This is a genomic window from Dactylosporangium sp. NPDC005555, assembly GCF_040605635.1.
Lineage (GTDB): Bacteria > Actinomycetota > Actinomycetes > Mycobacteriales > Micromonosporaceae > Dactylosporangium.
Genome location: NZ_JBEXDG010000017.1, coordinates 26,530 through 49,979 on the forward strand (window position 1 = coordinate 26,530; position 23,450 = coordinate 49,979).

General features: G+C 72.0%; 23 protein-coding genes. 6 read left to right on the forward strand and 17 right to left on the reverse strand.

The features are described from left to right. The first annotated feature begins 168 nt into the window (after window positions 1–168). Genes ABZS58_RS20700 through ABZS58_RS20710 form a run of 3 tightly spaced genes read left to right on the forward strand, consistent with a single transcriptional unit; the run spans window position 169 to window position 4,091 of the window. Window positions 169–993, forward strand: coding sequence for an MEDS domain-containing protein (locus ABZS58_RS20700; protein WP_354783720.1), 825 nt, complete (start codon window positions 169–171; stop codon window positions 991–993). Between the two features lie 7 nt (window positions 994–1,000). Next, window positions 1,001–2,695: a 4-alpha-glucanotransferase gene (gene malQ, locus ABZS58_RS20705; protein ID WP_354783722.1), complete on the forward strand. Its 1,695-nt coding sequence runs from the start codon at window positions 1,001–1,003 to the stop codon at window positions 2,693–2,695. Window positions 2,696–2,717: 22 nt separating this feature from the next. Then, entirely contained in the window at window positions 2,718–4,091 is a 1,374-nt protein-coding gene (locus ABZS58_RS20710; RefSeq protein WP_354783724.1) for an SPFH domain-containing protein, read from the forward strand. A 150-nt stretch (window positions 4,092–4,241) separates the two neighbouring features. On the opposite strand, the gene ABZS58_RS20715 is transcribed toward ABZS58_RS20710, so the two are convergent. From ABZS58_RS20715 to glgX, 6 genes are all read right to left on the reverse strand, one after another. Next, the gene (locus ABZS58_RS20715; protein WP_354783726.1) at window positions 4,242–4,838 is read right to left on the reverse strand and encodes a GNAT family N-acetyltransferase; all 597 of its coding nucleotides are present in this window, start codon (window positions 4,836–4,838) and stop codon (window positions 4,242–4,244) included. 237 nt (window positions 4,839–5,075) lie between these two features. Continuing rightward, on the reverse strand, window positions 5,076–5,294 hold the full coding sequence (locus ABZS58_RS20720) for a type II toxin-antitoxin system HicA family toxin (protein ID WP_354783728.1): 219 nt from the start codon (window positions 5,292–5,294) through the stop codon (window positions 5,076–5,078). Beyond that, entirely contained in the window at window positions 5,294–5,506 is a 213-nt protein-coding gene (locus ABZS58_RS20725; RefSeq protein ID WP_354783730.1) for a hypothetical protein, read from the reverse strand. The genes ABZS58_RS20720 and ABZS58_RS20725 overlap by 1 nt, the downstream gene beginning before the upstream one ends. Before the next feature lie 185 nt (window positions 5,507–5,691). After that, window positions 5,692–7,404, reverse strand: a complete 1,713-nt coding sequence (gene treZ, locus ABZS58_RS20730; RefSeq protein WP_354783732.1) for a malto-oligosyltrehalose trehalohydrolase — start codon at window positions 7,402–7,404, stop codon at window positions 5,692–5,694. Window positions 7,405–7,407: 3 nt separating this feature from the next. Then, window positions 7,408–9,630, reverse strand: coding sequence for a malto-oligosyltrehalose synthase (gene treY / locus ABZS58_RS20735; protein ID WP_354783973.1), 2,223 nt, complete (start codon window positions 9,628–9,630; stop codon window positions 7,408–7,410). Window positions 9,631–9,637: 7 nt separating this feature from the next. Next, window positions 9,638–11,743 carry a glycogen debranching protein GlgX gene (gene glgX / locus ABZS58_RS20740; RefSeq protein ID WP_354783734.1) on the reverse strand — a complete coding sequence of 702 codons (2,106 nt, stop codon included), beginning with the start codon at window positions 11,741–11,743 and terminating at the stop codon, window positions 9,638–9,640. Between the two features lie 252 nt (window positions 11,744–11,995). On the opposite strand from glgX, the gene ABZS58_RS20745 reads away from it, so the two are divergent. Continuing rightward, complete coding sequence (locus ABZS58_RS20745; RefSeq protein ID WP_354783736.1) at window positions 11,996–14,023, forward strand: amylo-alpha-1,6-glucosidase; 2,028 nt, start codon at window positions 11,996–11,998, stop codon at window positions 14,021–14,023. Between the two features lie 37 nt (window positions 14,024–14,060). Then, window positions 14,061–15,533 carry a glycosyltransferase family 4 protein gene (locus tag ABZS58_RS20750; protein ID WP_354783738.1) on the forward strand — a complete coding sequence of 491 codons (1,473 nt, stop codon included), beginning with the start codon at window positions 14,061–14,063 and terminating at the stop codon, window positions 15,531–15,533. A 47-nt stretch (window positions 15,534–15,580) separates the two neighbouring features. Here the strand turns inward: ABZS58_RS20750 and ABZS58_RS20755 are convergent, their stop codons facing one another. From ABZS58_RS20755 to ABZS58_RS20805, 11 genes are all read right to left on the reverse strand, one after another. After that, on the reverse strand, window positions 15,581–16,198 hold the full coding sequence (locus ABZS58_RS20755) for a DUF2461 domain-containing protein (protein WP_354783740.1): 618 nt from the start codon (window positions 16,196–16,198) through the stop codon (window positions 15,581–15,583). 10 nt (window positions 16,199–16,208) lie between these two features. Then, a complete protein-coding gene (locus ABZS58_RS20760; protein WP_354783742.1) occupies window positions 16,209–16,433 on the reverse strand; it encodes a hypothetical protein in 225 nt (74 codons plus the stop codon). A gap of 133 nt (window positions 16,434–16,566) precedes the next feature. Further along, window positions 16,567–17,157, reverse strand: coding sequence for a MerR family transcriptional regulator (locus ABZS58_RS20765; protein ID WP_354783744.1), 591 nt, complete (start codon window positions 17,155–17,157; stop codon window positions 16,567–16,569). 175 nt (window positions 17,158–17,332) lie between these two features. Further along, window positions 17,333–17,797: a bifunctional nuclease family protein gene (locus ABZS58_RS20770; RefSeq protein WP_033358824.1), complete on the reverse strand. Its 465-nt coding sequence runs from the start codon at window positions 17,795–17,797 to the stop codon at window positions 17,333–17,335. A gap of 128 nt (window positions 17,798–17,925) precedes the next feature. Then, complete coding sequence (locus ABZS58_RS20775; protein ID WP_354783975.1) at window positions 17,926–18,573, reverse strand: MerR family transcriptional regulator; 648 nt, start codon at window positions 18,571–18,573, stop codon at window positions 17,926–17,928. A 100-nt stretch (window positions 18,574–18,673) separates the two neighbouring features. Further along, window positions 18,674–19,114: an FHA domain-containing protein gene (locus tag ABZS58_RS20780; RefSeq protein ID WP_033358822.1), complete on the reverse strand. Its 441-nt coding sequence runs from the start codon at window positions 19,112–19,114 to the stop codon at window positions 18,674–18,676. Window positions 19,115–19,315: 201 nt separating this feature from the next. Further along, window positions 19,316–19,699 (reverse strand): glycine cleavage system protein GcvH, encoded by a 384-nt coding sequence (gene gcvH / locus ABZS58_RS20785; protein WP_354783746.1) that lies wholly within the window; start codon window positions 19,697–19,699, stop codon window positions 19,316–19,318. Window positions 19,700–19,744: 45 nt separating this feature from the next. Continuing rightward, on the reverse strand, window positions 19,745–20,515 hold the full coding sequence (locus ABZS58_RS20790) for a DUF881 domain-containing protein (protein WP_354783748.1): 771 nt from the start codon (window positions 20,513–20,515) through the stop codon (window positions 19,745–19,747). Between the two features lie 92 nt (window positions 20,516–20,607). Next, window positions 20,608–20,940 (reverse strand): small basic family protein, encoded by a 333-nt coding sequence (locus tag ABZS58_RS20795; RefSeq protein WP_354783750.1) that lies wholly within the window; start codon window positions 20,938–20,940, stop codon window positions 20,608–20,610. After that, window positions 20,937–21,791 (reverse strand): DUF881 domain-containing protein, encoded by an 855-nt coding sequence (locus ABZS58_RS20800; protein WP_354783752.1) that lies wholly within the window; start codon window positions 21,789–21,791, stop codon window positions 20,937–20,939. The genes ABZS58_RS20795 and ABZS58_RS20800 overlap by 4 nt, the downstream gene beginning before the upstream one ends. After that, window positions 21,788–22,345, reverse strand: coding sequence for a CDP-alcohol phosphatidyltransferase family protein (locus tag ABZS58_RS20805; RefSeq protein ID WP_354783754.1), 558 nt, complete (start codon window positions 22,343–22,345; stop codon window positions 21,788–21,790). The genes ABZS58_RS20800 and ABZS58_RS20805 overlap by 4 nt, the downstream gene beginning before the upstream one ends. Before the next feature lie 183 nt (window positions 22,346–22,528). Between ABZS58_RS20805 and ABZS58_RS20810 the strand changes: the two genes are divergently transcribed. Continuing rightward, entirely contained in the window at window positions 22,529–23,449 is a 921-nt protein-coding gene (locus tag ABZS58_RS20810) for an aminoglycoside phosphotransferase family protein (RefSeq protein ID WP_354783756.1), read from the forward strand. Window position 23,450: the final 1 nt, after the last annotated feature.

The window sequence follows — 23,450 nt, forward strand, 5'->3', positions numbered from 1 at the left end:
GCGCAAGACGCCGCGGATGCGCATCATCGAGCACCGACACACCGCCATGTCGTGTCCTCGTCCTGCTGGCGTTGCCGGCCGACACCACGTGTCGGCGAGGTCGCGCTCCGCCAGGTTTCGGGCGGCGGCGCTCTAGCCCGCGCGGGGGTTTGTCCATAGTCTTGGGAGGTGTCGGAGGGGCGCACGGTGCCGTCGTGGCGGCTGGGTGAGCACGTGTGTGTCACCTATGCCGGCGACGACGAGTGCCGTGACCTGCTCACCGCGTTCGTGAAGGACAGTGTCCGCCCGGGGCGGCGGGTGGTGGTCTTCCTCGATGCCGACGACGTCGACCTCGCCAGGCACGTCGCGGCCGCCGCTCCCGACGCCGCCGCCGGGCAGCTCGTCGTCGCCGTGCACGGCACCGGGTTCGAAGCGTCCGGGGCGCGGCGGGTCGAGCAGATGCTCGAAGGACTCACCACCGTGCGCGAAGAGGCGTTCGCGGAAGGGTATGAGGCGGTGTGCGTCGCCGGGCAGATGACGTGGACGCTGCGGGCCGGCTTCGACACCGACGACCTGATCGCCTACGAGTCGGCGGTCAACCGGTTCTTCGGCGACGGGCGGATGGCCGCGGTCTGCCTGTACGACCGGCGCCGCTTCGACAAGGACGCCCTCACCGCGATCGGGGCCGTGCACTCCGGGCCGCTGCTGCGCTTCACCGTCGGCGGCTGGGGTGCCCACCTGCGGCTGTCCGGTGAGCTCGACGCGTCCAACACAGGGTCGCTGCCGTCGATCCTCGGCATGGTCACCGAGGTCGACAGCACCGTCCTGCTCGACGCCAGCGACCTGCGGTTCCTCGACGCCGCCGGGGCGCGGGCCATCGTCCGGTTCGCCGAGTCCCGGCCCAACCGGCACACCGTCGTGCGCTGCACCCGCGGGGTCCGGCAGGCGCTGAGCCTCGTCGGCGCCGACGCCGTGTCCGGCCTTGTGCTTCGTGACCAGATCAGCGGGGTATGACAGCCGCGTGCCAGCCTTTCCCCGCGGTGTCGCGACCTACTACGAGACCTCCGACGGTGTGCGCGTCGACATCGCGCCCGACGTCGTCGAGACGGTGCTGTCGCTGCTCGGCCCACCCTCCCCGGCGGGTGCCGCGGCGCCGGTGGTGCCGGCGGGGCCGCTGCAGGAGGTGCCGCGGACCTGGGGGTGGATGCTCCAGTTGTACGGGCTGCGCTCGGCCGGCTCGTGGGGGGTCGGGGACTTCGCCGACCTGGCGGCCTTCACCCGGTGGGCGGCGTCGACCGGCGCCGGGGCGATCCTCGTCAACCCCCTGCACGCCGTCGCGCCCGTCGACCCGCTGCCGACGTCGCCGTACTCGCCGTCGTCGCGGAGGTTCGTGAACCCGCTGTACCTGCGGATCACCGACCTGCCCGAATATCAGGCCGCCGACCCGTCGGTCCGCGGGGCGGTCGACGCGCTGCGGCCCGCTGACGCCGCCGACGGGCTCATCGACTACGACGGGGTGTGGCGGGCGAAACGCGCCGCGCTGACACTGCTCCGCCCTCCGGGCGCGGGTCCCGTCGCCGGGCGGTCCGAGCTCACCGACTTCGCCGTGTACTGCGCGCTCGTCGCCGACCACGGCCCCGACTGGCGGGGGTGGCCCGAGGAGCTGCGCCGGCCGGGACCCGCCGCGTACGCCGCCGCCGACCCGGCCGAGGTCGCGTTCCACACGTGGCTGCAACGCCGCTGCGAGGCGCAACTGGCCGCCGCCAACGACGCCGCCGCCGGGATGGCCGTCGGCATCATCCACGACCTCGCCGTGGGCATCGACCCCGGCGGCGCCGACGCGTGGACGATGCAGGACGTCATCGCCGCCGGCGCGAAGGTCGGCGCGCCCCCGGACGCGTTCAACCAGCAGGGGCAGGACTGGGGCCTCGCGACGTGGAGCCCCGACCGGCTCGCCGCCACCGGGTACGCCGCCTGGCGGACGCTGCTCCGGGAGATCTTCAAGCACGCCGGCGGGCTCCGCGTCGACCACGTCGCCGGGTTGTGGCGGCTGTGGTGGGTACCACCGGGCCAGACCCCCGCGCAAGGCACCTACGTGTACTACGACGACGAGGCGATGCTCGGCATCCTCGTCGAGGAGGCGAAACTCGCCGGCGCCGTCGTCGTCGGCGAGGACCTGGGCACCGTCGAGGACGTCGTCACCGCCACCCTGCAGGACCGCAACATCCTCGGCTCCGCCGTGCTGTGGTTCACCCGCGACGCCGACGGCCGGTTCCTGCCGCCCGGCGACTGGCCCGAGAACGCCCTCGCCAGCATCTCCACCCACGACCTGCCGACCGCCGCCGGCTTCCTGTCCGGCGAGCACGTCCTGTCCCGCGCGGAGGCCGGCGTCCTCACCCGCGACGTGAAACTCGAATGGGCCGCGGCGACCGCGGACCGGACCGCGCTGCTCGACCTGCTCGACGCCGAGGGGCTCACCGGCCCAGACAGCACCGACGAGGAGATCGTCCTCGCGATGCACCAGCTGCTGGTGCGGACCCCGTGCCGGATCGTGCTCGCGTCGCCGTACGACGTGCTCGGCGAGGCCCGCCAGCCGAACCTGCCGGGGACGACGACCCAGTATCCGAACTGGCGGATCCCGTTGCCGCTGTCCCTGGAGGACCTGACCACCGACGCGCGGATGAAGCAGATCGCGGACCTGTTCCCGGCCGCTTGACGTCGTCGATGAAGATGGGCGCATGTCGAGCGGGAACACCTACCTGGAGCAGGTCGTCGCACAGCAGGAGCGCCTCGAGAACGACCTGCGATCGAAGCGCAGCGTGGCCGCGCCGGCGGCGGTGGCCGCGCAGTCGGCCGCCGCGGGCGGGCCGTCCCGCGGCGGCGGCCGCCAGCAGACGAGCCAGCCCACCCCGAACGCCGTCGAGGTCAGGGTCACCGGGTTCGGCCGGTGGAAGACCGTGATCGTCCCGCCGAACGCGTTCGTCGTGCACACCCGCCGCGGCCGCGGCGAGCCGCTGCACGTGGGTCTCGGCGTCTCGTTCCGCTACAACCCGGCGACCGACTCGTATCTCGTCGTGCCCGGCGCGATGCAGACCATCCTGATCAACGCCTTCTGCATCTGCCGCGAACTGCAGGGCGTCCTCGTCCAGGCGTACGTGCAGTGGATCATCGAGGACTTCTCCACCGCGTACCGCAAACTCGACTTCGGCGACGCCGAGGACCCGATGCGCCTGGTCAACCTGCAGCTCAAGGAGCAGGCCGAGGCCGCCATCAAGGACAAGGTCGCCACCCTCGGCGTCAGCGACGTCCTCAGCGACAAACAGCCGATCATCGAGGAACTCACCGCCCGGCTCCGCGCCGTCGCCGAGGGCACCTCCGCCGACGCGTCCGCCGGTCTCGGCCTGCGGATCGTCACCGTGCAGATCAAGGAGGCCGTGGTCAGCTCGGCGCGGCTGTGGGAGAACCTGCAGAAGCCGTACCGCAGCGAACAGGGACGCATCGCCCGCCTCGCGGAACTCGCCGCCGACGAGGCCATCGGCACGCGGGAGCTCGCCGCTTCGCGGCTGCGGCAGACGCAACAGATCGAAAGCGACCGGGAACTCGCCGACCTGCGGGCCCGCAACGCGGCGCTGCAGTTCGACCAGGAGGCCGGGGAGCGGCTGCGCCGGTCGCAGCGGCAGGAGGAGGACAGCCGCGCGCTCGCCGACCTGCAGGACGCGACGACCCGGCACACGACGGCCCTCGAACGCGACCGCGCCGACGAGGAGGCCGAGATCGGCCGGCTGCGCATCGCCCGGGAAGCGGAACTGCGCCGCCTCACCGTCGACGGCGAACTGGCCGTCGAGGCGCTCCGGGCCCAGGCCGTCCATGAGCAGGGGCTGCTGGAGCTGGAACGGACCCGGCTGCGCGCCGGCATCGACAACACGCAGTCCCCGGAGAGCATCCAGGCCCGCCTGATCGACGCCCTGCCGGAGATCGTGTCCAAGCTGCCGAAACCCGCCGAGCTGCGCGCCGTCACCATCGGCGGCAACGACACCTCGACGGTCGGCGGCCTGCTCGCCGAACTCGCCGGCGTCGTCGGCGCCCTCCAGGCAACGCTCAGGAAGCCGTAACCTCTGCCGCGTAGCCGTCACGGGGGTGTACCGGCCAGCGTCCGGGCCTCCGCGTCCGGCCGCCGGTCGGAGGCGCTGCCTCTTTCCGCTTTCCGCGGGTTCGCGGGGTCACGCAGCCGCGGGGTCGCGCGGTCGCGCGGTTGCGCTCGGTCAGGCGATCGGCATGAACCGGCGCTTGCAGCGGCGTTGCGCGGTCGGGTCGAGGCGCCGCCACCGGATCGTCGCCGTCGTCCGGCCGTCGGGCAGGGTGTGCGACCCGATCCCGTCGACGGGCAGGAACCCGGCCGAGGCGAGCCACTTCCTGCCCGCCTCGTTGTCGGTCTCACACTTCGCCCGCAGCTCCACGATGCCGAAGTGGTGATGGGCGAACGCGCAGACCACCTGGAGGGCTTCCCGCCCGAACCCGAGCCGCCGGAAGGCCGGATGCACGAGCCCGGCGACCTCCATGAACCCGTCCTCGCCGCGCCCGAACCCGACGCTGACGACGACCGCCCCGGTCTGCGGGTCCCGCCCGAGGAACTCGGCGCCCTCGTCGGCGATCACCACAGGGTCGGTGTCGTCCTGCTCGACCCACGGCCCGTCCTCGTCCCAGCCGAGCCGGAACCTGGCCTCGCCGTCGGCGAGCTGCTTCCACACCTCGAGGAGCTCCCGCCGGCGGGGCACGGTGAGCTCCAGCCGGGCCGAGGTCGCACTGTGCACCCCGCCGAACCCACACCTGAACGCCGGCGCCGCCGTCATGCCGAACATCCCCGAAACGCTACCCGACCTCACCGACCATCCCACTGCCCCACGGCCGATTCGAGTCCCGCCCGCTCCACCGGTGCACTCACCTGCTCGTTCGTGCTGAGCGGGCGATGCGTTGCGCGAACCGCTGTGTTGCGCGCTCTCTGCGGTCCAGTTCCGTGGCGGTGTGCTGACCCATCCGACGTCTCGCGGCCGTGCGTGCCGGGGCCAGGACAGTCCTTCGGCGGCCTTGTTGCGTTGCTACGGGGCGAGTTCGTCAATGGTCATGGAGACATCGTTGAGGATGCCTCTCAGCGTGCCTTTGGCGACGTCGCGGTTCCCGTGGACTGGCACCGTGGTGCCGCGTCCGTCCGGGTGCCGCATGATGTGGTGGCTTCCACTGACCCTTGCCACGTTGAAGCCGTGACGCTCCAACGCTTTGACTACGCGGGTGCCCGGGACGGAAGGGATCGGCGGCATCAGGCTGCCAACGTGACGGACACCTCGCGAGGAGCACCGAACTCCTCGATGAGGCCGAGGAGCGCCTCTCGGAGATCGTCCAGCGCGGCGTCCTCCGTGTCGCCTTCGCCGTGGGCGCCGACGCCGGGACGCAGTTGGGCGTGGGCGCACCAGACCCCGTCCTCGTCGCGCTCCACGACGACGGGCACAGTGACGGTGCGGGGTTCAGCCATTGCACAACCATAACGTGGTTGGTGGGTGAGCTGCGAGGGCAAGGACCGGTCGGCGGCGTTGCTGAGCAGGCGCACTCACTTGACAAAATGCCTCGTGAGCGCGTCACACATGGGACAACCTGACTCCCGCAATCATGATCGTCCGGTTCGCATGGTGCATCGTGCGCTCCACCGGTGCGCTCACCTCAGATGACGGCCGCGGACTGCGGGGGGAGGGTCAGCGAGGAGGCCTGCAGGACGGTGGCGTCGTCGGTGGTGAAGAGGAGGCAGTCGGCGGACAGGGGCACGGTGCGCGGGTCGGCGGTGAGGTTGGCGATGACCACGTGCGGGCCGCGGCGGATCAGCAGCAGCCCGTCGTCGTGGGTGACCTCGACGAGGTTCAGGCGCGGGTCCGACAGGGCGGGGTGGCGTTTGCGGAGGGCGATCAGCGACCGGTACACCGTGAGCATCGCCGGATCCTGAGCGGACCAGTCCAGGTGTGAGCGTTCGAACGTGGCAGGGTCCTGCGGGTCGGGGACGTCACCCGGTGGCCAGCCGTGCGCGGCGAACTCCTCGCGGCGGCCTTCCCGGACCGCGGATGCCAGGGACGCTTCGGGGTGGCTGGTGAAGAACTGCCACGGGGTGCGGGCCGCGAACTCCTCGCCCATGAACAGCATCGGCGTGAACGGGGAGGTGAGCAGCAGGGTCGCCCCCACCTTCAGCAGGCCCGGGGACAGGGTGGCGGTCAGGCGGTCGCCGGTCGCGCGGTTGCCGATCTGGTCGTGGTTCTGCAGGCAGACCACGAACCGGTGGCCGGGAATCTTCGAGACGTCGACCGGGCGGCCGTGCAGGCGGCGGCGGAACGACGACCAGGTGCTGGCGTGGAAGAACGCCTCCGTCCAGACCCTGGTGAAGCAGGCGGGGGAGCCGAAGTCGCCGTAGTAGCCCTGCCGTTCGCCGGTGAGCATGGCGTGCAGCGCGTGGTGGACGTCGTCGTCCCACTGGGCGTGCAGGCCGTATCCGCCGCCTTCCCGGGCGGTGACAAGGCGGGCGTCGTTGAGGTCCGACTCCGCGATCAGCGACAGCGGCCGGCCCACCGCCGTGGACAGCGCGTCGACGGCGACGGCGAGTTCTTCCAGGAGGTGGGTGGCGCCGCGGTCGACGAGGGCGTGGACGGCGTCGAGGCGCAGGCCGTCGGCGTGGTAGTCGCGCAGCCACTGCAGGGCGCTGTCGATGATGAACGACCGGACCTCGCCGGAGTCGGCCTCGTCGAGGTTCAGCGACCGGCCCCACGTGTTCGCGCCCGCCGACAGGTACGGTCCGAACGACGGCGTGTAGGCGCCGGACGGCCCGAAGTGGTTGTAGACCGCGTCGATGATGACGCCCAGACCGGAGCGGTGCGCGGCGTCGATGAAGCGTTTGAGGCCGTCGGGGCCGCCGTAGGACTCCTGGACGGCGTGCCAGCCGACGCCGTCGTAGCCCCAGTTCCATTCGCCGTTGAACGTGTTCACGGGCAGCAGCTCGATCAGGTCGACGCCGAGGTCCCGCAGGTAGGGGAGTTTCTCGATGGCGGTGTCGAACGTGCCGCCGGGGGTGAACGTGCCGACGTGCAGCTCGTAGACGACGCTGCCGGGCAGCTGACGGCCCGTCCATTCCTGGTCGTTCCAGGTGTACGAGTCGTGCTCGTACACCTGGCTGAGCCCGTGCACACCGGCCGGCTGCCGCCGGGACCGCGGGTCGGGCAGGGGGTCGCCGCCGTCGACGACGAACCCGTAGTCGGTGCCGTGGCCGGCGTCGGGGAGGGTCAGCGTCCACCAGCCGCCGTCCCCGGCCGTCATCGGCAGCGTCGTCCCACCGCCGGAGGACAGGGCGAGGCCGACGGTGCGGGCCGCCGGGGCCCAGACGCGGAACTCGTGCACGGGCTATCCCCTCACCAGGAGCGCGACCGGGTACGTCGACAGGACGTCGCCGACCCGGGTGGAGCCGACCTCGCGGCCGGTCAGGACGTCGGTCCAGGTGCCGCCGGGCAGCTTCAGGTCTTCGCCGTTCCAGCCGCCGGACGCGGCGAGCCGCAGCGGCAGCCGGGTCGCGACGGTCAGGGCGCCGCCCCGGTCGAACGCGACCGCGTGCCCCGCGGCGTCGCCGGTGACGGGCACCGGGTGGTACCGCTGGAACAGTTCCGGCCGGTCCCGCCGCAGGCGCAGCGCCCGGCTGACGACGAGGAGCTTCGCGACCCCGGAGTCGTCGACGGGTGGTGGTGCGGCGGCGGCGTCGAGCGCGGCGAGGAGGTCGCGACGTTCGGCGAAGTCGACAGGGCGCCGGTTGTCGGGGTCGACGAGGGAGTCCTCCCACAGCTCGGTGCCCTGGTAGACGTCGGGGACGCCGGGCATGGTGAGCTGCACGAGCTTCTGACCGAGGGCGTTGGACCAGCCGAACGGCCGGATCCTCGCCACGACCGTCTCCACGTCGGCGCGCAGCCGGGCGTCGTCGTCCAGCAGGCGCACAGCGGCGGCGAACGTCGCCTCGAACGTCTCGTCGGGGGCGTCCCACGACGTGGAGCGGTTCGCCTCGCGGGCCGCCTTCGTCATGTACGCCCGCAGCCGCTCGGCGGTGATCGGCCACGCGCCGACGACGGTCTGCCAGAACAGGGACTCGAACGACGGGTCGGGGATGCCGGCCCGGCCGAGCAGCGGCGTCAGCAGGTCCGGGTCCTCGGACAGGACGGCGAGGCGGGCGCGGACGTCCTCGCCGCGTTTCGTGTCGTGCGTCGACAGGGTCGTCATCCCCGCCGGCCAGTCGGCGAGGCGGCGCCCGGCGGCGGTGTGGAACTCCTCCGGCGGCACCCCGAACCTGGACGGGTCCCCGCCGACCTCGTTCAACGCGACGAACCGGTTCCAGCGGTACATGGCGGTGTCCTCGACACCCTTGGCCATGACGGCGCCGGTCAGCTGCTGGAAGCGGGCGCACAGCTCGTCGCCCGGGTCCGTCAGCCGGGGCGTCAGCGCGTCGAGGGCGCCGGCGAGGTCGGGCCGGCGGCGTTTCGTCTCCGCGGCCGCCGCGTCGAAGTCGGCCCGCCCGTACGGCAGGTACGTGCGGTAGACGTGGAAGTTCGCGGCCAGCTCGGCGAGGGTCTCCTTCGAGCCTGGTGCCAGGGCGTCGAGGCGGCGCAGCTCGGCCGGGAACAGCCGCCGGGTCACGTCCAGCTTCTGCTCGTGCGCTTCTGAGGCCCAGTCCGGGCCGTCGAAGGGTGGGGCGCCGGCCGGGTCGATGAAGAGGCCGCAGACGTCGCCGAGAGCGTCGTAGCCGGTGGTGCCGTCGACCGGCCAGTGCGGCGGCAGCGGCTCCCCACGCTCCAGGATCTTCTCCACGACCAGCCACGCGTCCGGGGCCCGGTCCCGCAGCGCGGTGAGGTAACCGCCGGGGTCGCGCAGCCCGTCGGGGTGGTCGACGCGGATGCCGTCGACGTCACCGTCGGCGACCCAGCGCAGCACCTCCGCGTGGGTCGCGTCGAAGACGGCCGGGTCCTCCACCCGTACACCCGCGAGCTCGGTCACGGCGAAGAACCTGCGGTAGTTGAGCACCTGGTTGGCTTGCCGCCAGTCGATGAGCCGGTAGTGCTGCCGGTCGTGCACCTCCTGCGGGGTGCCGTCCCCGGTGCCGGGAGCGATGGGGAAGCGGTGCTCGTAGTAGCGGAGCTCGCCGCCGTCGACCGACAGTTCGGCGATGTCGGAGGAAGACCCTAGGACCGGCACGACGAGCGGGCCGGCTTCCCAGTCGATGTCGAACCAGGCCGCGTACCGCGACGAACGGCCGTGGGTGAGCACGTCCCACCACATCGGGTTCGCGGCAGGCTGGAACAGGCCCATGTGGTTGGGCACGATGTCCACGATCAGGCCGAGGCCCTGCTGCCGCAGCGCGTCCGTGAGGCGTCGCAGTGCCGCCCGGCCGCCGAGCTCCGGGTTGGTCCGGGTCGGGTCGACGACGTCGTAGCCGTGCGGGGAACCCGGCGTCGCGGCGAGGATCGGCGCCGAGTACAGGTGGCTCGCACCCAGGTCGTGCAGGTAGCCGGCGAGCCCGGCGGCCGCGTCGAGGTCGAAGTCCGGCCGCACCTGGACGCGGTACGTCCCGGTGGGGAAGTTCGCCACCACCGGCTCACACCGTCCGGTCGAGCACGACGAGGGACCGGTCCGGCACGACGAGGGTGCCGCCGGCCGTGTACGACACACCGCCGCGCGCCGACCCGGGTGCGGTCGCGATCACCAGCTCCCACTCCTTGCCGTAGTCCTGCTGCGGGATGACGAAGTCGACGGGCTCGTAGTGGGCGTTGAAGCACAGCAGGAACGAGTCGTCGACGTGCCGCTCGCCGTGCGAGCCGCGCTCGGTGATCGACTCGCCGTTGACGAACAGCATGAGGGCCTTGCCGAACTGGTTGTCCCAGTCCTCCTCGGTCATCTGCCGGCCGTCGGTGGCGAACCACGCCACGTCCGGGATCGGCGTCCCCTCCTGCCGGGCGACGGGCCGGCCGGTGAAGAACCGGCGCCGGCGGAACACCCGGTGCCGCTCCCGGAACGCCGCCAGACCGCGGGTGAAGGCGAGGAGCTGCTCGTCGACGGTGTCCCAGTCGATCCAGCTGATGTCGTTGTCCTGGCAGTACGCGTTGTTGTTGCCGCCCTGGGTGCGGCCGAGCTCGTCGCCGGCGCAGACCATCGGCACGCCCTGGCTCAGCATGAGGGTGGTGAGGAAGTTGCGGCGCTGCTTCGCCCGCAGCGCGGTGATCTCCGGATCGTCCGAGGGGCCCTCGACGCCGCAGTTCCACGACCGGTTGTGGCTCTCACCGTCGCGGTTGTCCTCGGTGTTCGCCTCGTTGTGCTTGTCGTTGTACGACACCAGGTCGTTGAGCGTGAACCCGTCGTGGCAGGTGACGAAGTTGATGCTGGCGAACGGGCGGCGGCCGTCGTCCTGGTACAGGTCGGCGGAGCCGCAGATGCGGGACGCGAACTCGCTCAGCGTCGCCGGCTCCCCGCGCCAGAAGTCGCGGACGGTGTCGCGGAATTTGCCGTTCCACTCCGTCCACAGCGGCGGGAAGTTGCCGACCTGGTAGCCGCCGGGGCCGACGTCCCACGGCTCGGCGATCAGCTTCACCTGGTTGACGACCGGGTCCTGCTGCACGACCTCGAAGAACGTGGACAGGCGGTCGACCTCGTAGAACTCCCGGGCGAGGGTGGAGGCGAGGTCGAAACGGAAGCCGTCGACGCGCATCTCCGTCACCCAGTACCGCAGCGAATCCATGATCAGTTGCAGGGTGTGCGGGTTGCGGACGTTGAGGCTGTTGCCGGTGCCCGTGTAGTCCGTGTAGTAGCGGTTGTCGTCGTCCTCGAGCTTGTAGTAGTGGCCGTTGTCGATGCCCTTGAAGCCGAGCGTCGGGCCCAGGTGGTTGCCCTCGGCGGTGTGGTTGTAGACGACGTCGAGGATGACCTCGATCCCGGCGGCGTGCAGGGCCTTGACCATGCCGCGGAACTCCTGGACCTGCTGGCCGCGGTGCCGGCGGGCGTAGCCGTGGTACGGGGCGAAGAAGCCGATCGTGTTGTAGCCCCAGTAGTTGGACAGCCCGAGCTCCACCAGGCGCTGGTCGTGCACGAAATGGTGGACCGGGAGCAGTTCCAGGGCGGTGACGCCGAGACGGCGCAGGTGCTCGATGATCGCCGGGTGGGCGATGCCGGCGTACGTGCCGCGCAGCTCCTCCGGCACGTCCGGGTGCCGCATCGTGAGGCCCTTCACGTGCGCCTCGTAGACCACGGTGTGGTGGTACGGCACGCGCGGCGCGGCGTCGTTGCCCCAGTCGAAGTACGGGTTGACGACGACGGCCTTCGGCATGAACGGCGCCGAGTCCGCGGTCGACATCTGCTCGGGGTCGTTGAAGTCGTACCCGTAGACGGCGGGGTCCCAGGCGATGTCGCCGTCGATCGCCTTCGCGTACGGGTCCAGCAGCAGCTTGTGCGGGTTGCACCGCAACCCCCGCGACGGGTCGTACTCGCCGTGGACGCGGAAGCCGTACCGCTGCCCCGGGTCGACGCCCGGCAGGTAGGCGTGCCACACGAACGCGTCGACCTCGACGAGTTTGACGCGCTCCTCGACGTCGTTGTCGTCGAAGAGGCACAGTTCGACCGCCGTGGCCACCTCGGAGAAGATCGCGAAGTTCGTGCCCTGCCCGTCGTACGTAGCACCCAACGGGTACCGGTTGCCCGGCCAAACCTGCATCTCAGCTCCTGCTCTATCGCTGCTCCGCCACCCGGCACCGGTGTTCGCCCGGGCGGCGTTGCCACAGTGTTACGTGCGTCGAAAGTTCACGCTCGGGTACGCGCGAAGCTGGCTGCCATATGCCCAGCGCCATCAATAATGAATCGTGCCGGACCACGGGTCGGCTTTCCGACAACGGTCAGGGATGAATCACACCCCGATTTCGTCGTGGCGCGCGTTTCAACCAAGGGGGTTCGGATCATAGTTGGGCACATGCCCCCGGGATCGGTCATGACCTTCGGCCCCCATGTCTGCGGTTCGTCCGCCGGGTTCGAACACGAGTGGCTCGTCACCGACGGTACCGGTGGTCACGCCACCGGGACCCTTCCGGGGCTCCGCACCCGCCGCTACCACGGCCTGCTCGTCACGCCGGAGCGGCAGCTCGCGCTCGCCGCGCTCGACCCGGTCGTCACGCTCCCCGGCGGCGCCGTCGTGCGGCTCGCCGTGCACGAGTGGGCGTCCGGCGCGATCGACCCGGCCGGCCACCACCACCTGGAGCTCTTCGAGCTCGCCGACGGGGTGCCGCGGTGGCGGTGGCGGATCGGTGAGGTCGTCATCGAGCGTGAGCTGGCGATGACCCGCGGCCGCAACAGCGTCGCCGTCGTCCACCGGCTCGTCGCCGCGCCCGACGGCGTGACGGTCGAGCTGACGCTGACCGCGTTGTGCACGTGGCGGCCCGCCGACGCCGAACGCGACCGGAGCGGCGATCCGCCGTCGGTCGCCGTACCGGACGGCGGCGGGTTCACCGTCGAGGACGCCTACCGCGTGGACGGGCCCGGGTTCCGGCCGGTCGGCGGGTGGTATCTCGGCGCGTACACCCGCGAGGAGGACGCCCGGGGGCTGAACCCGGTCGAGGACCTGTGGGCCGCCGGGACGTTCCAGGCGGTGCTGGCCGTGGGGGAGACGCTGTCGGTGTCCGCGTGGTCCGGCGACCTCGCGTCCCCGCCGCCCGCGGCGCCCGTGGTCGTGGCCGACGCGCGGCGGCGGGCCAGGAAGCTGCTGCGGGCCGCGGGCCCCCGCGACGCCGTCGACAAGGCGCTCGTGCTCGCCGCCGACCAGTTCATCGTCACCCGGCCCGACGGCACGCCCGCCGTGATCGCCGGGTACCCGTGGTTCGGCAGCTACCTGCGCGACACGATGACCGCGTACGAGGGGCTGTTCCTCGGGACGGGCCGCGCCGAGGAGGGTGCCCGGCTGCTGCGCGCCCACGCCGGCCTGCCGGACCGGATGCGCGCCGCGCCGCTGAACGACGCCGACGGGCCGTTGTGGTTCGTCCACGCCGCCGAACGGCACGTGCACCGCACCGGTGACGACGCGTTCGCCGCCGAACTGCTGCCCGTGCTGGAGGGGGTGATCGCCGCGTACACGAAAGGCACCAGCGACGGGGTCCGCGTCGACCCCGCCGACGGCCTCCTCGCCATCGACGCCGACACCGCCGGCCTGACCTGGATGAACGCCCGCCTCCCGCGCGGGCCGGTCACCCCGCGGGACGGCAAACCCGTCGAGCTCAACGCGCTGTGGGCCAACGCGCTCGGCGCCGTCGGCGCGCTGCGGGAACGCTGCGGCCGTGACGCGTCCGTCGTCCACGCCCGCCGCGACGCGGTGAAGGCGCAGGTCGTCAAACGCTTCCGGGCCCCCGACGGGTGGCTGTTCGACGTCGTCGACGCGCACCCCGCCGCGTACCCGAAGGGTGGCGGCAGCATCCACGACGACGCGGTGCTGCGCCCCAACCAGCTGCTCGCGTTCAGCCTGCCGTACGCGCCGGCCGCCGACGAGCCGCACCTGCGCTCCCGGGTCCTGCAGGCGGCCGGGTCGGCGCTCGTCACCCCGCTCGGCCTGCGCAGCCTCGCCACCGGCGAGTACGGCTACCACGGCACCCACCGCGGCGGGGTCGTCGCCCGTGACACCGCGTACCACCAGGGGACCGCGTGGGTGTGGTGGCTCGGCCCGTACGTCGACGCGCGGGTCGCCGCCGGCCTGCCGGTGGACGCGGCGCTCACCGCCGTCGAGGCGCACCTGGGGGAGTGCGGTCTCGGCTCGATCAGCGAGATCGCGGAGGGTGACGCCCCGCACCGCCCGACCGGTGCCCCGTTCTCCGCCCGATCGGTCGCCGCCGTCCTCCACGCGAGGGCCGTGATCAGGGAAAACCGCAAGTTGCAAACCGCAACTGCGGAAAAATCGGGAAAGACGAAATTGGCCCGCGAAGCTGCTCCGCGCAAGCGCCGGAACGCGCTACCGTGACAGTCGGCGACGAGAGGTATCCGCTATGCGCGTATTGATGATCGCCTGGGAATTCCACCGACCGACGACCGACGAGGCGCCCCGCGGGCGCGTCGCAGCCCTGTCCGCAGCCCTGTCCGCCGCCGGTCACTCCGTGACCGTGGTGACCCGCTTCCTGGCTTCGGCCCCCGCCGACTCGTATGTCGACGGCGTCCGGGTCGTGCGCGCCGCGGTGCCCCCGGCCGACGCGTCCAGTGGTGGCCTCGAGCACACCATGGCCGTCAACCACCTGCTCGCCGAGGCCGCCGTGCGGACGGTGCCGCCCGGTGGGTATGACGTGATCCACGCCCACGACTGGCTCGTCACCCACGCCGCGGTCACCCTCAAAGAGGCCCTCGGCCTGCCGTTCGTCGCCTCCATGCAGGCCACCGAGGCGGGCCGGCACCAGGGGTATCTCACCGGCGAGACCAGCCGCTCCGTGCACTCCGTCGAGTGGTGGCTCGGGTCGGAGGCGGTCCGGGTGATCGTGCCGACCGACTACCTGCGCTGGGAGGTCCAGCACCTCTTCGACGTCCCCGCCGGACGCGTCGACGTCGTGCCCAACGGCATCGACCCCGACATGTGGACGGCGACCCCGCGCGAGGTCCTCGCCGCCCGGCTCCGCTTCGCCGGTGAGGGCCCGCTGCTCGTGTACGCGGGTCGGCTCATCGCCGAGAAGGGCGTCCAGGACCTCCTGGAGGCGCTGCCCGCGATCCGTGACCGGCACCCCGGCACCCGCGCCGTCGTCGCCGGCGACGGCGACTACCGGGCCGCGCTCATCGAGGAGGCCCGCAAGCGCAAGCTGCACCGCGCCGTCAGCTTCCCCGGCCACCTGGACCAGCGCACCCTCGCCGCGGTCCTCGCCGCCGCCGACGCGTTCGTCATGCCCAGCCGCTACGAGGCGACCGGCACCGTCGCCCTGGAAGCCGCGGCGTCGGGGGCGGCGCTGGTCGTCGCGTCGACCGGCGGGCTCGCGTCCATCGTCGAGCACGGCGTCACCGGCGTCCGGTTCCCCGTCGGGGAGCCCGACGGCCTCGCCGACGCCGTGACCGCCCTGCTGCAGGACCCGATGTTCGCGCAGGGCCTGGCGGGCAAGGCCCGGCAGATGGTCCGGGAGCGGCACTCGTGGGCGGCGACCGCGGCCCGCACCGCCGCCGTCTACGCCGACGCGGTCGTCTCGGCACCCGCGTTCGAGGCCGGGCGGCAGGCGGCCCTGATCGGCAGCGGCCTGCCCGTCGTCTTCGTCCCGCCGGGCAACCTCCTCGCCGACCCGCCGGCCGTCCCCGTGGGTGAGCCGCCGGAGATCCTCGTCCGCGCCGCGGCGGACGAAGCCGCGTGGCAGGCGGGCGCGTCCGCCGCCCGGGAGGCGATCCGCGCCGAGGGCGCCCTGTGGCTCGACGCCGCCGAACGCGAGGCCGCCGACCGCGCTGAGGCCGCGCGAGCCGCCTCCGCCCCCTTCGACGTCGTCCTCGCGGCCGTGGAACGCCGCTGAGGCCGCCCGTCCGGTGACCCGTCGCCCCGCGACACCGCAGCGGCGGGTCAGGTGTGGGCGGCCAGCCAGTCCTGGAGCGGGGCGCAGGAGCGGAAGAACGTCACCAGGTGCGTCTTCGCCTTCGCCGTGCCCAGCCACGGGCGCAGCTCGAACCGGTGCCACGCGATCAGGCCTTTGTGCCGCAGCAGGTCCGCGCGTGGGTGGTCCTTCGGGTAGCCGCGCGGCACCGACTTCAGCTGCTCGTGCGACGTGACCGACGTGCCCTTCGCCTCGAGGGCGGCGACGATCCCGGTCAGCGGCACGCCGCTGGAGTCGTCGGCGACCGCCTGCCGGAACTTCGCCAGCCGCAGCGGGTCCATCATGTACGCGCCGGCGCCCGCCGCCAGGCCCGCGGCGGTCAGCTGGACATAGCCGCCGCGCTCGAACGACGCCGCGCAGGAGGTCTTGTACGGGGACTTGTCGGCGCTGAACCGGACGTCCCGGTACGGCCGGAAGATCTTCGCCGGGCCGAACTCGGGCGCAAGCTCCGCCAGCAGCGCGGCCATCGGCGCGCGGACCTGCTCGTCGTAGAGGGCCTTGTGCGCCGTCCAGTACGTCTTGGAGTTGTCGGCCTCGAGACCGTCGTAGAAGTCGAGGGCCTCGGCGGCCCAGCCACGGAACGCCACGATCCGCAGTCTACGTCGACATCACCAGGTGCGAGTTCGCCCGCAGGTGCGACACGAGCGCCGGTGGCGCGGTGGCGGGGGAGCCGGCGGTGAACGGCGGCCGGGGGTCGTATTCGACCGCGAGCTGGATCGACCGGGCGACCTGCGGGCCGGCGATCTCGGCGGCGAGGGTGAGCGCCAGGTCGATGCCCGCGGAGACGCCTGCGCCGGTGACGTACTTGCCGTCCCGCACCACCCGCTGGGAGGTGGGCGTGACGTCGTACGCCGGCAGCCGGTCGAGCGCGAGCCAGTGGGTAGCGGAAAACGCCGGTCGACCTGGGGTGGTCGACCGGCGCGGGTGGTACGGGTGGTGCGGAGCTTGCGGGCGCTCAGCCGGCGCGGCGGCGGGCGCGGCGCATGGCCAGCTCGTCGCCGCCCGTCTGGGCGAAGTCGTCGGCGGAGGCGGGGACCTCCTCGGCGGGGGTGGCCGCCTCGGCGGGCAGGTGTGACAGCGTGCCCTCGATCTCCTTGAACGCGCCGGAGATCGCGATGCCGAACACGCCCTGGCCGCCCTGGAGCAGGTCGACGACCTCCTCGGGGGAGCGGCACTCATAGACGGTGGTGCCGTCGGAGATGAGGGTGATGCCGGCCAGGTCGGCGACGCCGCGGGAGCGCAGCGTCTCGATCGCCTTGCGGATGTTCTGCAGCGACACCCCGGCGTCCAGCAGGCGCTTGACCACCTTGAGCACGACGATGTCGCGGAACGAGTAGAGCCGCTGACTGCCGGAGCCCGCCGCGTCGCGCACGCTCGGCACGACCAGGCCGGTGCGGGCCCAGTAGTCGAGCTGCCGGTAGCTGATCCCGGCGGCGTGGCAGGCGGTCGGACCGCGGTAGCCGACGTCGTCGGACCTGGCGAAAGCACTCACCGAAACCGTGTCAGCAGCATGACCGGATATCCCGGGATCGGGCGGCTGTTGCATTGCGACCCACCTCCAGCGTCAACACCGGCAACCCTATAGCGCACGTTGAGGGTCTGCGGGGAGGTAACGCCGCGACACGCCGCGTGCCGGGTCATCGAATTTTCCGCGCGTCGCCATTGGGATGCTTTGTCCCGTTTTGCCGCTGGTACGGAAGGTGCCTCCGCTGCCGAACCTACTACCCGGCGAAGTCCTCCGGGCGGACCTGCTCCAGGAACTCGCGGAACTTCTCCACCTCGTCCTCCTGCTCGTCCGGGATGACGATCGCGGCCTCGGTGAGCACCTGGTCCGCGCAGCGGATCGGCGCGCCGACCCGCAACGCGAGAGCGATCGAGTCACTCGGCCGGGCGGAGACCCGCACGTTGTCACCGATGACGAGCTCGGCGTAGAAGATGTTGTCCCGCATCTCGACGATCTCGACCGCCTTCAGCGGCGCCTTGAGCGCCGCCAGCATGTCGCGCATCAGGTCGTGGGTCAGCGGGCGGGCCGGCTTGACCCCCTGCTGCTCATAGGCGATCGCGGTCGCCTCCACCGCACCGATCCAGATCGGCAGGTAGCGGTCGCCGTCGACCTCCTTGAGCAACACGATGGGCTGATTGGTAGGCAGCTCCACGCGAACACCGACCACATTCAGCTCTCGCACTGCCCGCCTCCGTGTCGACTTGCCACTCCCTGCACGGTACACGGACAGGGGGGCAGTAGTGCCACTCGCGCCACCGGCCAAGTGCGCTCAGTGGCGAAGATCGCTCCCGTCGAGGGTATCGGGGAGGGTTACTTGCCGAGGATTTCGCGGAGCCCGGCACGGACCAACGCGGCATGGACCCGCTGCGTCAGTGCGGCGAGCTCGTGGACGGTGTCCGCGGCCCGGGCCCGCGCCGCCGGTCCGTTCTGCCGGGTCATCGGCGTCACCAGCTGGCTGAACAGGCCGATCTCGCGGTCCGCGGCGCCCCGGTAGGCCCGCAGGTGGCGCGGCTCGATGCCGAACTCGCCCAGCCGCGCCGCCGCCGTCGCGACCTCGAGGGCGTCGGCGTCGAATCCGCCGCCCGGACGGCCTTTGACCAGGCCGTGCTCCTCCAGGGCGCGCAGCGTGGCCTCGGTGAGGCCGGCCTTGTCGAGCAGCTCCTCGCGGTTGAGCCGCACCTCGGGCGCGGCCTCGGTGGGCACCGACTGCGACACGTCGGTCAGCGGCTCGCCCATCGTGGCGAGATGCTCGCGGATCACCCGCAACGGGAGATACTGATCACGTTGGGCGGTCAGGACGTAGCGCAGCCGCGAGATGTCGGTCCAGGTGTACTTGCGGTAGCCCGCAGGCGTCCGCCGTGGCTCGACGAGACCCTCGGTCTCCAGGAAGCGCAGCTTGGAGATCGTGACGTCGGGAAAGTCGGCGCGCAGCTGCGCGAGCACCTCGCCGATGCTCATCAGGCGCTCACCCTTGTGCGGACCGCTCTGTGGACCGCGACGGTCGTAACCGTCGCGGTCCTGCGGTGTCTCCCAGGCGGCTGCGGACGCCGTCATCGCCTCAGCTCTCGTCGGGGCGCGGTCCTGCGACGAACACGAGGCGGAACTTGCCGATCTGGACCTCGTCGCCGTTGCTGAGGGTCGCGGCCTCGACCCGCTCACGGTTCACATACGTGCCGTTGAGGCTGCCCACGTCGCGGACGGTGAACGTGCCGCCCTCGCGGTGGAACTCGGCGTGGCGGCGGGACACCGTCACGTCGTCGAGGAAGATGTCACTGTCGGGGTGCCGGCCGCTGGTCGTCACATCGTGGTCGAGCAGGAAGCGCGCGCCGGCGTTGGGCCCGCGGCGCACCGCCAGCAGGGCCGTGCCCGGCGGCAGCGATCCCGACACGCGGGTGGGCACCACGTCGTCGTCCGGCCCGGCGATGGCATCCTCAATGGCGCCAAGGTTGAGCGTGGACGTGACGTCGAGCGGGGGGAACTCGTCGTCTGGGCGCGTCATGGAACCACCTCACGGTCGACTGCTGCGGTGTCCTCCGATGCGACAGGCCGGTGCATACGGTTGACTGAGCGAGCCTAGTCACGCCCGAAATCACGGGTCAACCAGACGCGCGGCAACGCTCTGCGCGTATTTCCTGTCGAGTGTCTTCGGACGTTTCTTGGGGAGGGCCCGTTCACCGTTGATTGCCGGGCCCGGTGCTGCTCAGCTGCTCTCGGTCAGTTCCTGGTATGCCTTGGCGTCGAGCAGCGCGTCGACCGCCGCCGGGTCGTCGGCCCTGAGCTCGACGAGCCAGCCGTCGCCATACGGGTCGGAGTTGACCGCCTCGGGTGTGGTGTCCAGCGCCGAGTTGACCGCGACGACCTCACCCGACACCGGCGCGTAGATCTCCGACACGCTCTTGGTGGACTCGACCTCGCCGAACGAGTCGCCGGCCTGCACCTTGGCGCCGACCTCGGGCAGCTGCACGAACACGATGTCGCCCAGCGCCGCCTGAGCGAAGTCGGTGATGCCGACCTTGAAGGCGCCGGCGTCCGCCGGTGCGAGCCACTCGTGCTCCGCCGTGTAGCGCAGTTCCTCGGGAATCACGTCGGTCCTTAGCTTGTGCTGTGTCAGGTCTTGGCTTGTGCTGTGTCAGGCGGGCTTTGCGTACTTCAGCTCACCGGCGGTGTGCAACGCGGTCACGCGCACCGGGTCCGCTTCGCGCACCAAGACCGTACCGCCGTGCTGCCGCACGCTGTCCACCACCCCTCCGGGGATGTTCAGCGCGGTGCGCATGGTGTCGGGCCCTCCGATGACCATGATCGTATACGGTGCGGCGAGACTCAGCCCTGCGACCACCAGCCGGTCGTTGTCCCCGTCGACGAAGTACGTGGGCGCCACGATCCGCACCGTGCCCCCGTCGCGCCCGCTGATCTGCATCGCCTCGGCCCCGGCCCCGCGCAGCTCCTCGACCGCGTCGAGGATCACCTCCGCCTTGACCTTCTCCGTCCCCGGGGTGATCTCGATGGACAGCCCGGGCCCTTCGGCGGGCAGCGTCCCCGCCAGGATCCCCAGCTCGTCGGCCCGCTTCCGGGCCTCCGCGAGGGCCGCGTCCCGCCCCTGCGCCCCCGAGTCGAGCTGCCGCCGGCTGTCCTCCAGGTCACTGATCTCCCGCCGCAACCGCTCCTGCTGCGAGTCCAGGTCGGAGAGGATCCGCACGAGGTCCTCGGGCCGCGCGGCCGCCAGCCCGGCGTCGGAGTTCCCCGCCTTGAACTGCACCGAGATCCCGAACCCGAGCAATCCCAGCAGCAACGCGATGACGAGCCCGGTCCCACCCCACCGCTTCCCCTGCCCAGGAGACGGAACGTCACCGTCGCCCGCGACGCCCTCACCGCTCGCCGACCCACCCTCTGGTCCGGACATTTCCGAAATGTCGTCCGAAAGGGGGAGAGGGCGAGGGGAAGGGCGGCGGCCGCGCGGAGGTGGGGCCGGAGTCTCGTCCGGGGGTGGGGTGGTCACGCGCGGAAGAGGTGGCGGCGGATGGCGGCGGCGTTGCTGAAGATGCGGACGCCCAGGACGACCACGACGCCGGTGGAGAGCTGGCCGCCGACGCCGAGCTGGTCGCCGAGGTAGACGATGAGGGCGGCGACCAGCACGTTCGAGACGAAGGAGATGGTGAACTGCTTGTCGTCGAAGATGCCGTCGAGCTTGGCGCGGACACCGCCGAAGACCGCGTCCAGGGCGGCGACGACGGCGATCGGCAGGTACGGGGCCAGGGCCAGCGGGACGGTCGGCTCGAGGAAGATGCCCGCCGCGACTCCGATGGCGAGCGCGATCACCGCGATCACCGGCGACCTCCAGAGGGTGATGGCGACACCGACGGTGACGGTGACGGCGGGCGGGCGTAGCGCAGCGGTGGTTCGGGTGCGGCGGCGAGGACGAGGCCCTTGCGCGCCTTGACGCTGAACTGCATGCGGTAGTTCTCCACGTACCGGCGGAAGCGCTTCGCCGTCGTGGAGGAGGAGAAGCGGTCGGCGAGGTCGGGGGAGCCGATGGCGGCGACGTCGTACGGGCCGGTGACGGGCTTGAAGTCGACCAGGATCACCCCGCCGGCGGCGCGGATCGTGCTCGTGGCGGTGAGCCGCTGGCCGTTGACGGCGATCGCCTCGGCGCCCGCCTGCCACAGGCCGTTGGCGACGTCCTGCAGGTCGCGGTCCAGCACGATGCCGAGATTCTCCTCGGCGGCGTGGCCGGTGACGGGGTCGACCTGCGGGGGAGCGTCGACGACCCGGACGACGGCGCCGTCTCCGGTGACCTTGGCGGTGCCGGCGCCGGCGGCGAGGCCGCGCAGCGTCGCGGCGCCGGACGCGTCGGCGAGGGCATCGTCGCGGGCCTGGTCGACCTGGGTGCGCAGCGTGTCGACCTGACGCTGGAGGTCCTCGGCCGTGCGCTGCCGGGAGCGGACGTCCGCGACCAGGTCGTCGCGCGCCCGGCTCGCCGACGGCGCCTCGGCCACCACCTGGTGGTACGCCACCGCCAGCAGAAAACCGACGGCGGCGAGGGTGACCGACCGGGCGGCACGGCCCCAGCGGGGCGGCGGCGCTCCGGCGGCCCGGCGGGCGGCGGCCTGCGCGTAGCCGGGATCGAGGGGCGTGCGGAACAGGTCGCCGAGCAGGTCGTCGCGGCGAGCGGACGTCACGACGCGAGCCGGCCGGCCCGCACGTGGATGGCGGCCTGGATGAAGTAGAAGACGGCGGCGACCCAGTACAGGACGATTCCCCACCACAGCAGTGCCCAGCCGCTCGGCAGCGCCCACGGCCGGGCGGCCTCGCTGAAGTGCGCGAGGAGCATCATCGGGAAGCCCATGAGCAGCACCGCCGTGGCGGTCTTGCCGACGTAGTGCACGGGCGGCGGGCCGTGGCCGAGGATCCGCAGGACGACCAGACAGAGGATCATGACCGCTTCGCGGGCGAGCAGCGCGATCGTGAACCACCAGGGCACGACGTCCTTGAACGTCAGCGCGAACAGGGTGGCCAGGATGTACAGCCGGTCGGCGAGGGGATCCAGCAGCTCACCGAGGCGGCTGACCTGCTTGAGGCGGCGGGCGGCGAAACCGTCGACCCAGTCGCTGAGACCGCCGACGACGAGGACGGCGACCGCCCAGCCGGTGGCGTCGGTGGCGAGGAAGAGATACAGGAACAGCGGCACACCCAGCAGGCGGGTGAAACTGATCAGGTTCGGCACCGTGATCACCGGGCCGAGACCCTGAGGTTGCCGGTCCACCGTCCGCCCGCTTTCCCCGATCAGCTGTTCGACGACCGGAATGCTAGCAGCCCACGATCGTGTGCTCGCGCAGGCGCGTCGACAGGGCGGGGCTGTTCGCCCGAACCGGGCGCGGGGCTGTGCATCGGCGGGACGCGGTGCGACGATCGTGCGATGGTCCAGGCTTCCGGGGTACGCATCGGCTGGGACGACCTGCCGCTGTCGGTGCACGACGCGGTCGAGGCGATCCTCGGCGGCCGGATCGTGCAGGCCGTGTCGCAGACCGGCGGGTTCTCACCCGGCACCGCGGACAGGGTCCTGCTCGCCGACGGCAGCCGGGCGTTCGTGAAGGCGGTCAGCCTCGCGCAGAACGAGCAGAGCGTGGCCCTGCACCGCACCGAGGCCCGGGTCACCGCGGCGCTGCCGGCCGACGTGCCCGCGCCCCGCCTCCTCGGGTTCCACGACGACGGCACGTGGGTCGCGCTCGTCTTCGTCGATGTCGAGGGCCGGCAGCCGCACGTACCGTGGCAGCGACCGGACATCGAGGCGGTCCTCGCGGCGCTGCGCTCCCTCGCGGTGCCGGCGACCGGGCTGCCGGCGCTGTCGTCGCTGCTGGCGGACAACTTCGGCGGGTGGCGCCGGCTCGCCGCGGACCCGCCGCTGTCGCTCGACCCGTGGGTGGCGTCCAACCTGGACCTGCTCGTCGAGCTCGCCGACCGGGGCGTCGAGGCCCTCGCCGGGGACCGGCTCGTGCACGTCGACATCCGCGCCGACAACCTGCTCATCCGCCCGGACGGTTCCGTCATGGTCGTCGACTGGCCGAGCGCCGCCGTGGGCGCGCCATGGTTCGACACGCTGTCGTTGCTGCTCAATGTCCGCCTGTACGGTGGGGAGATCGCCGACGACGCGCTGGACTTCTTCGATCCGGACCCGGCGGACGTGACGGCGGCCGTGGCGGGACTGGCGGCGTTCTTCACGGACAGGGCGAGGGAGCCGGAGCCGCCGGGCCTGCCGACCCTGCGGCGCTTCCAGCAGGACCAGGCCGACGTGATGCTGCCGTGGCTGCGCGCCCGCCTCGACGCCGGCCTCACCTGAG

Coding starts and splice junctions, on each gene's coding strand:
- ABZS58_RS20710 (WP_354783724.1), top strand. CDS start 2,718: ATGTCGAGCGGGAACACCTACCTGGAGCAGGTCGTCGCACAGCAGGAG.
- ABZS58_RS20715 (WP_354783726.1), bottom strand. CDS start 4,838: ATGTTCGGCATGACGGCGGCGCCGGCGTTCAGGTGTGGGTTCGGCGGG.
- ABZS58_RS20720 (WP_354783728.1), bottom strand. CDS start 5,294: ATGCCGCCGATCCCTTCCGTCCCGGGCACCCGCGTAGTCAAAGCGTTG.
- ABZS58_RS20725 (WP_354783730.1), bottom strand. CDS start 5,506: ATGGCTGAACCCCGCACCGTCACTGTGCCCGTCGTCGTGGAGCGCGAC.
- glgX (WP_354783734.1), bottom strand. CDS start 11,743: ATGCAGGTTTGGCCGGGCAACCGGTACCCGTTGGGTGCTACGTACGAC.
- ABZS58_RS20745 (WP_354783736.1), top strand. CDS start 11,996: ATGCCCCCGGGATCGGTCATGACCTTCGGCCCCCATGTCTGCGGTTCG.
- ABZS58_RS20750 (WP_354783738.1), top strand. CDS start 14,061: ATGATCGCCTGGGAATTCCACCGACCGACGACCGACGAGGCGCCCCGC.
- ABZS58_RS20765 (WP_354783744.1), bottom strand. CDS start 17,157: ATGCAACAGCCGCCCGATCCCGGGATATCCGGTCATGCTGCTGACACG.
- ABZS58_RS20775 (WP_354783975.1), bottom strand. CDS start 18,573: ATGAGCATCGGCGAGGTGCTCGCGCAGCTGCGCGCCGACTTTCCCGAC.
- ABZS58_RS20780 (WP_033358822.1), bottom strand. CDS start 19,114: ATGACGCGCCCAGACGACGAGTTCCCCCCGCTCGACGTCACGTCCACG.
- ABZS58_RS20790 (WP_354783748.1), bottom strand. CDS start 20,515: ATGTCCGGACCAGAGGGTGGGTCGGCGAGCGGTGAGGGCGTCGCGGGC.
- ABZS58_RS20810 (WP_354783756.1), top strand. CDS start 22,529: ATGGTCCAGGCTTCCGGGGTACGCATCGGCTGGGACGACCTGCCGCTG.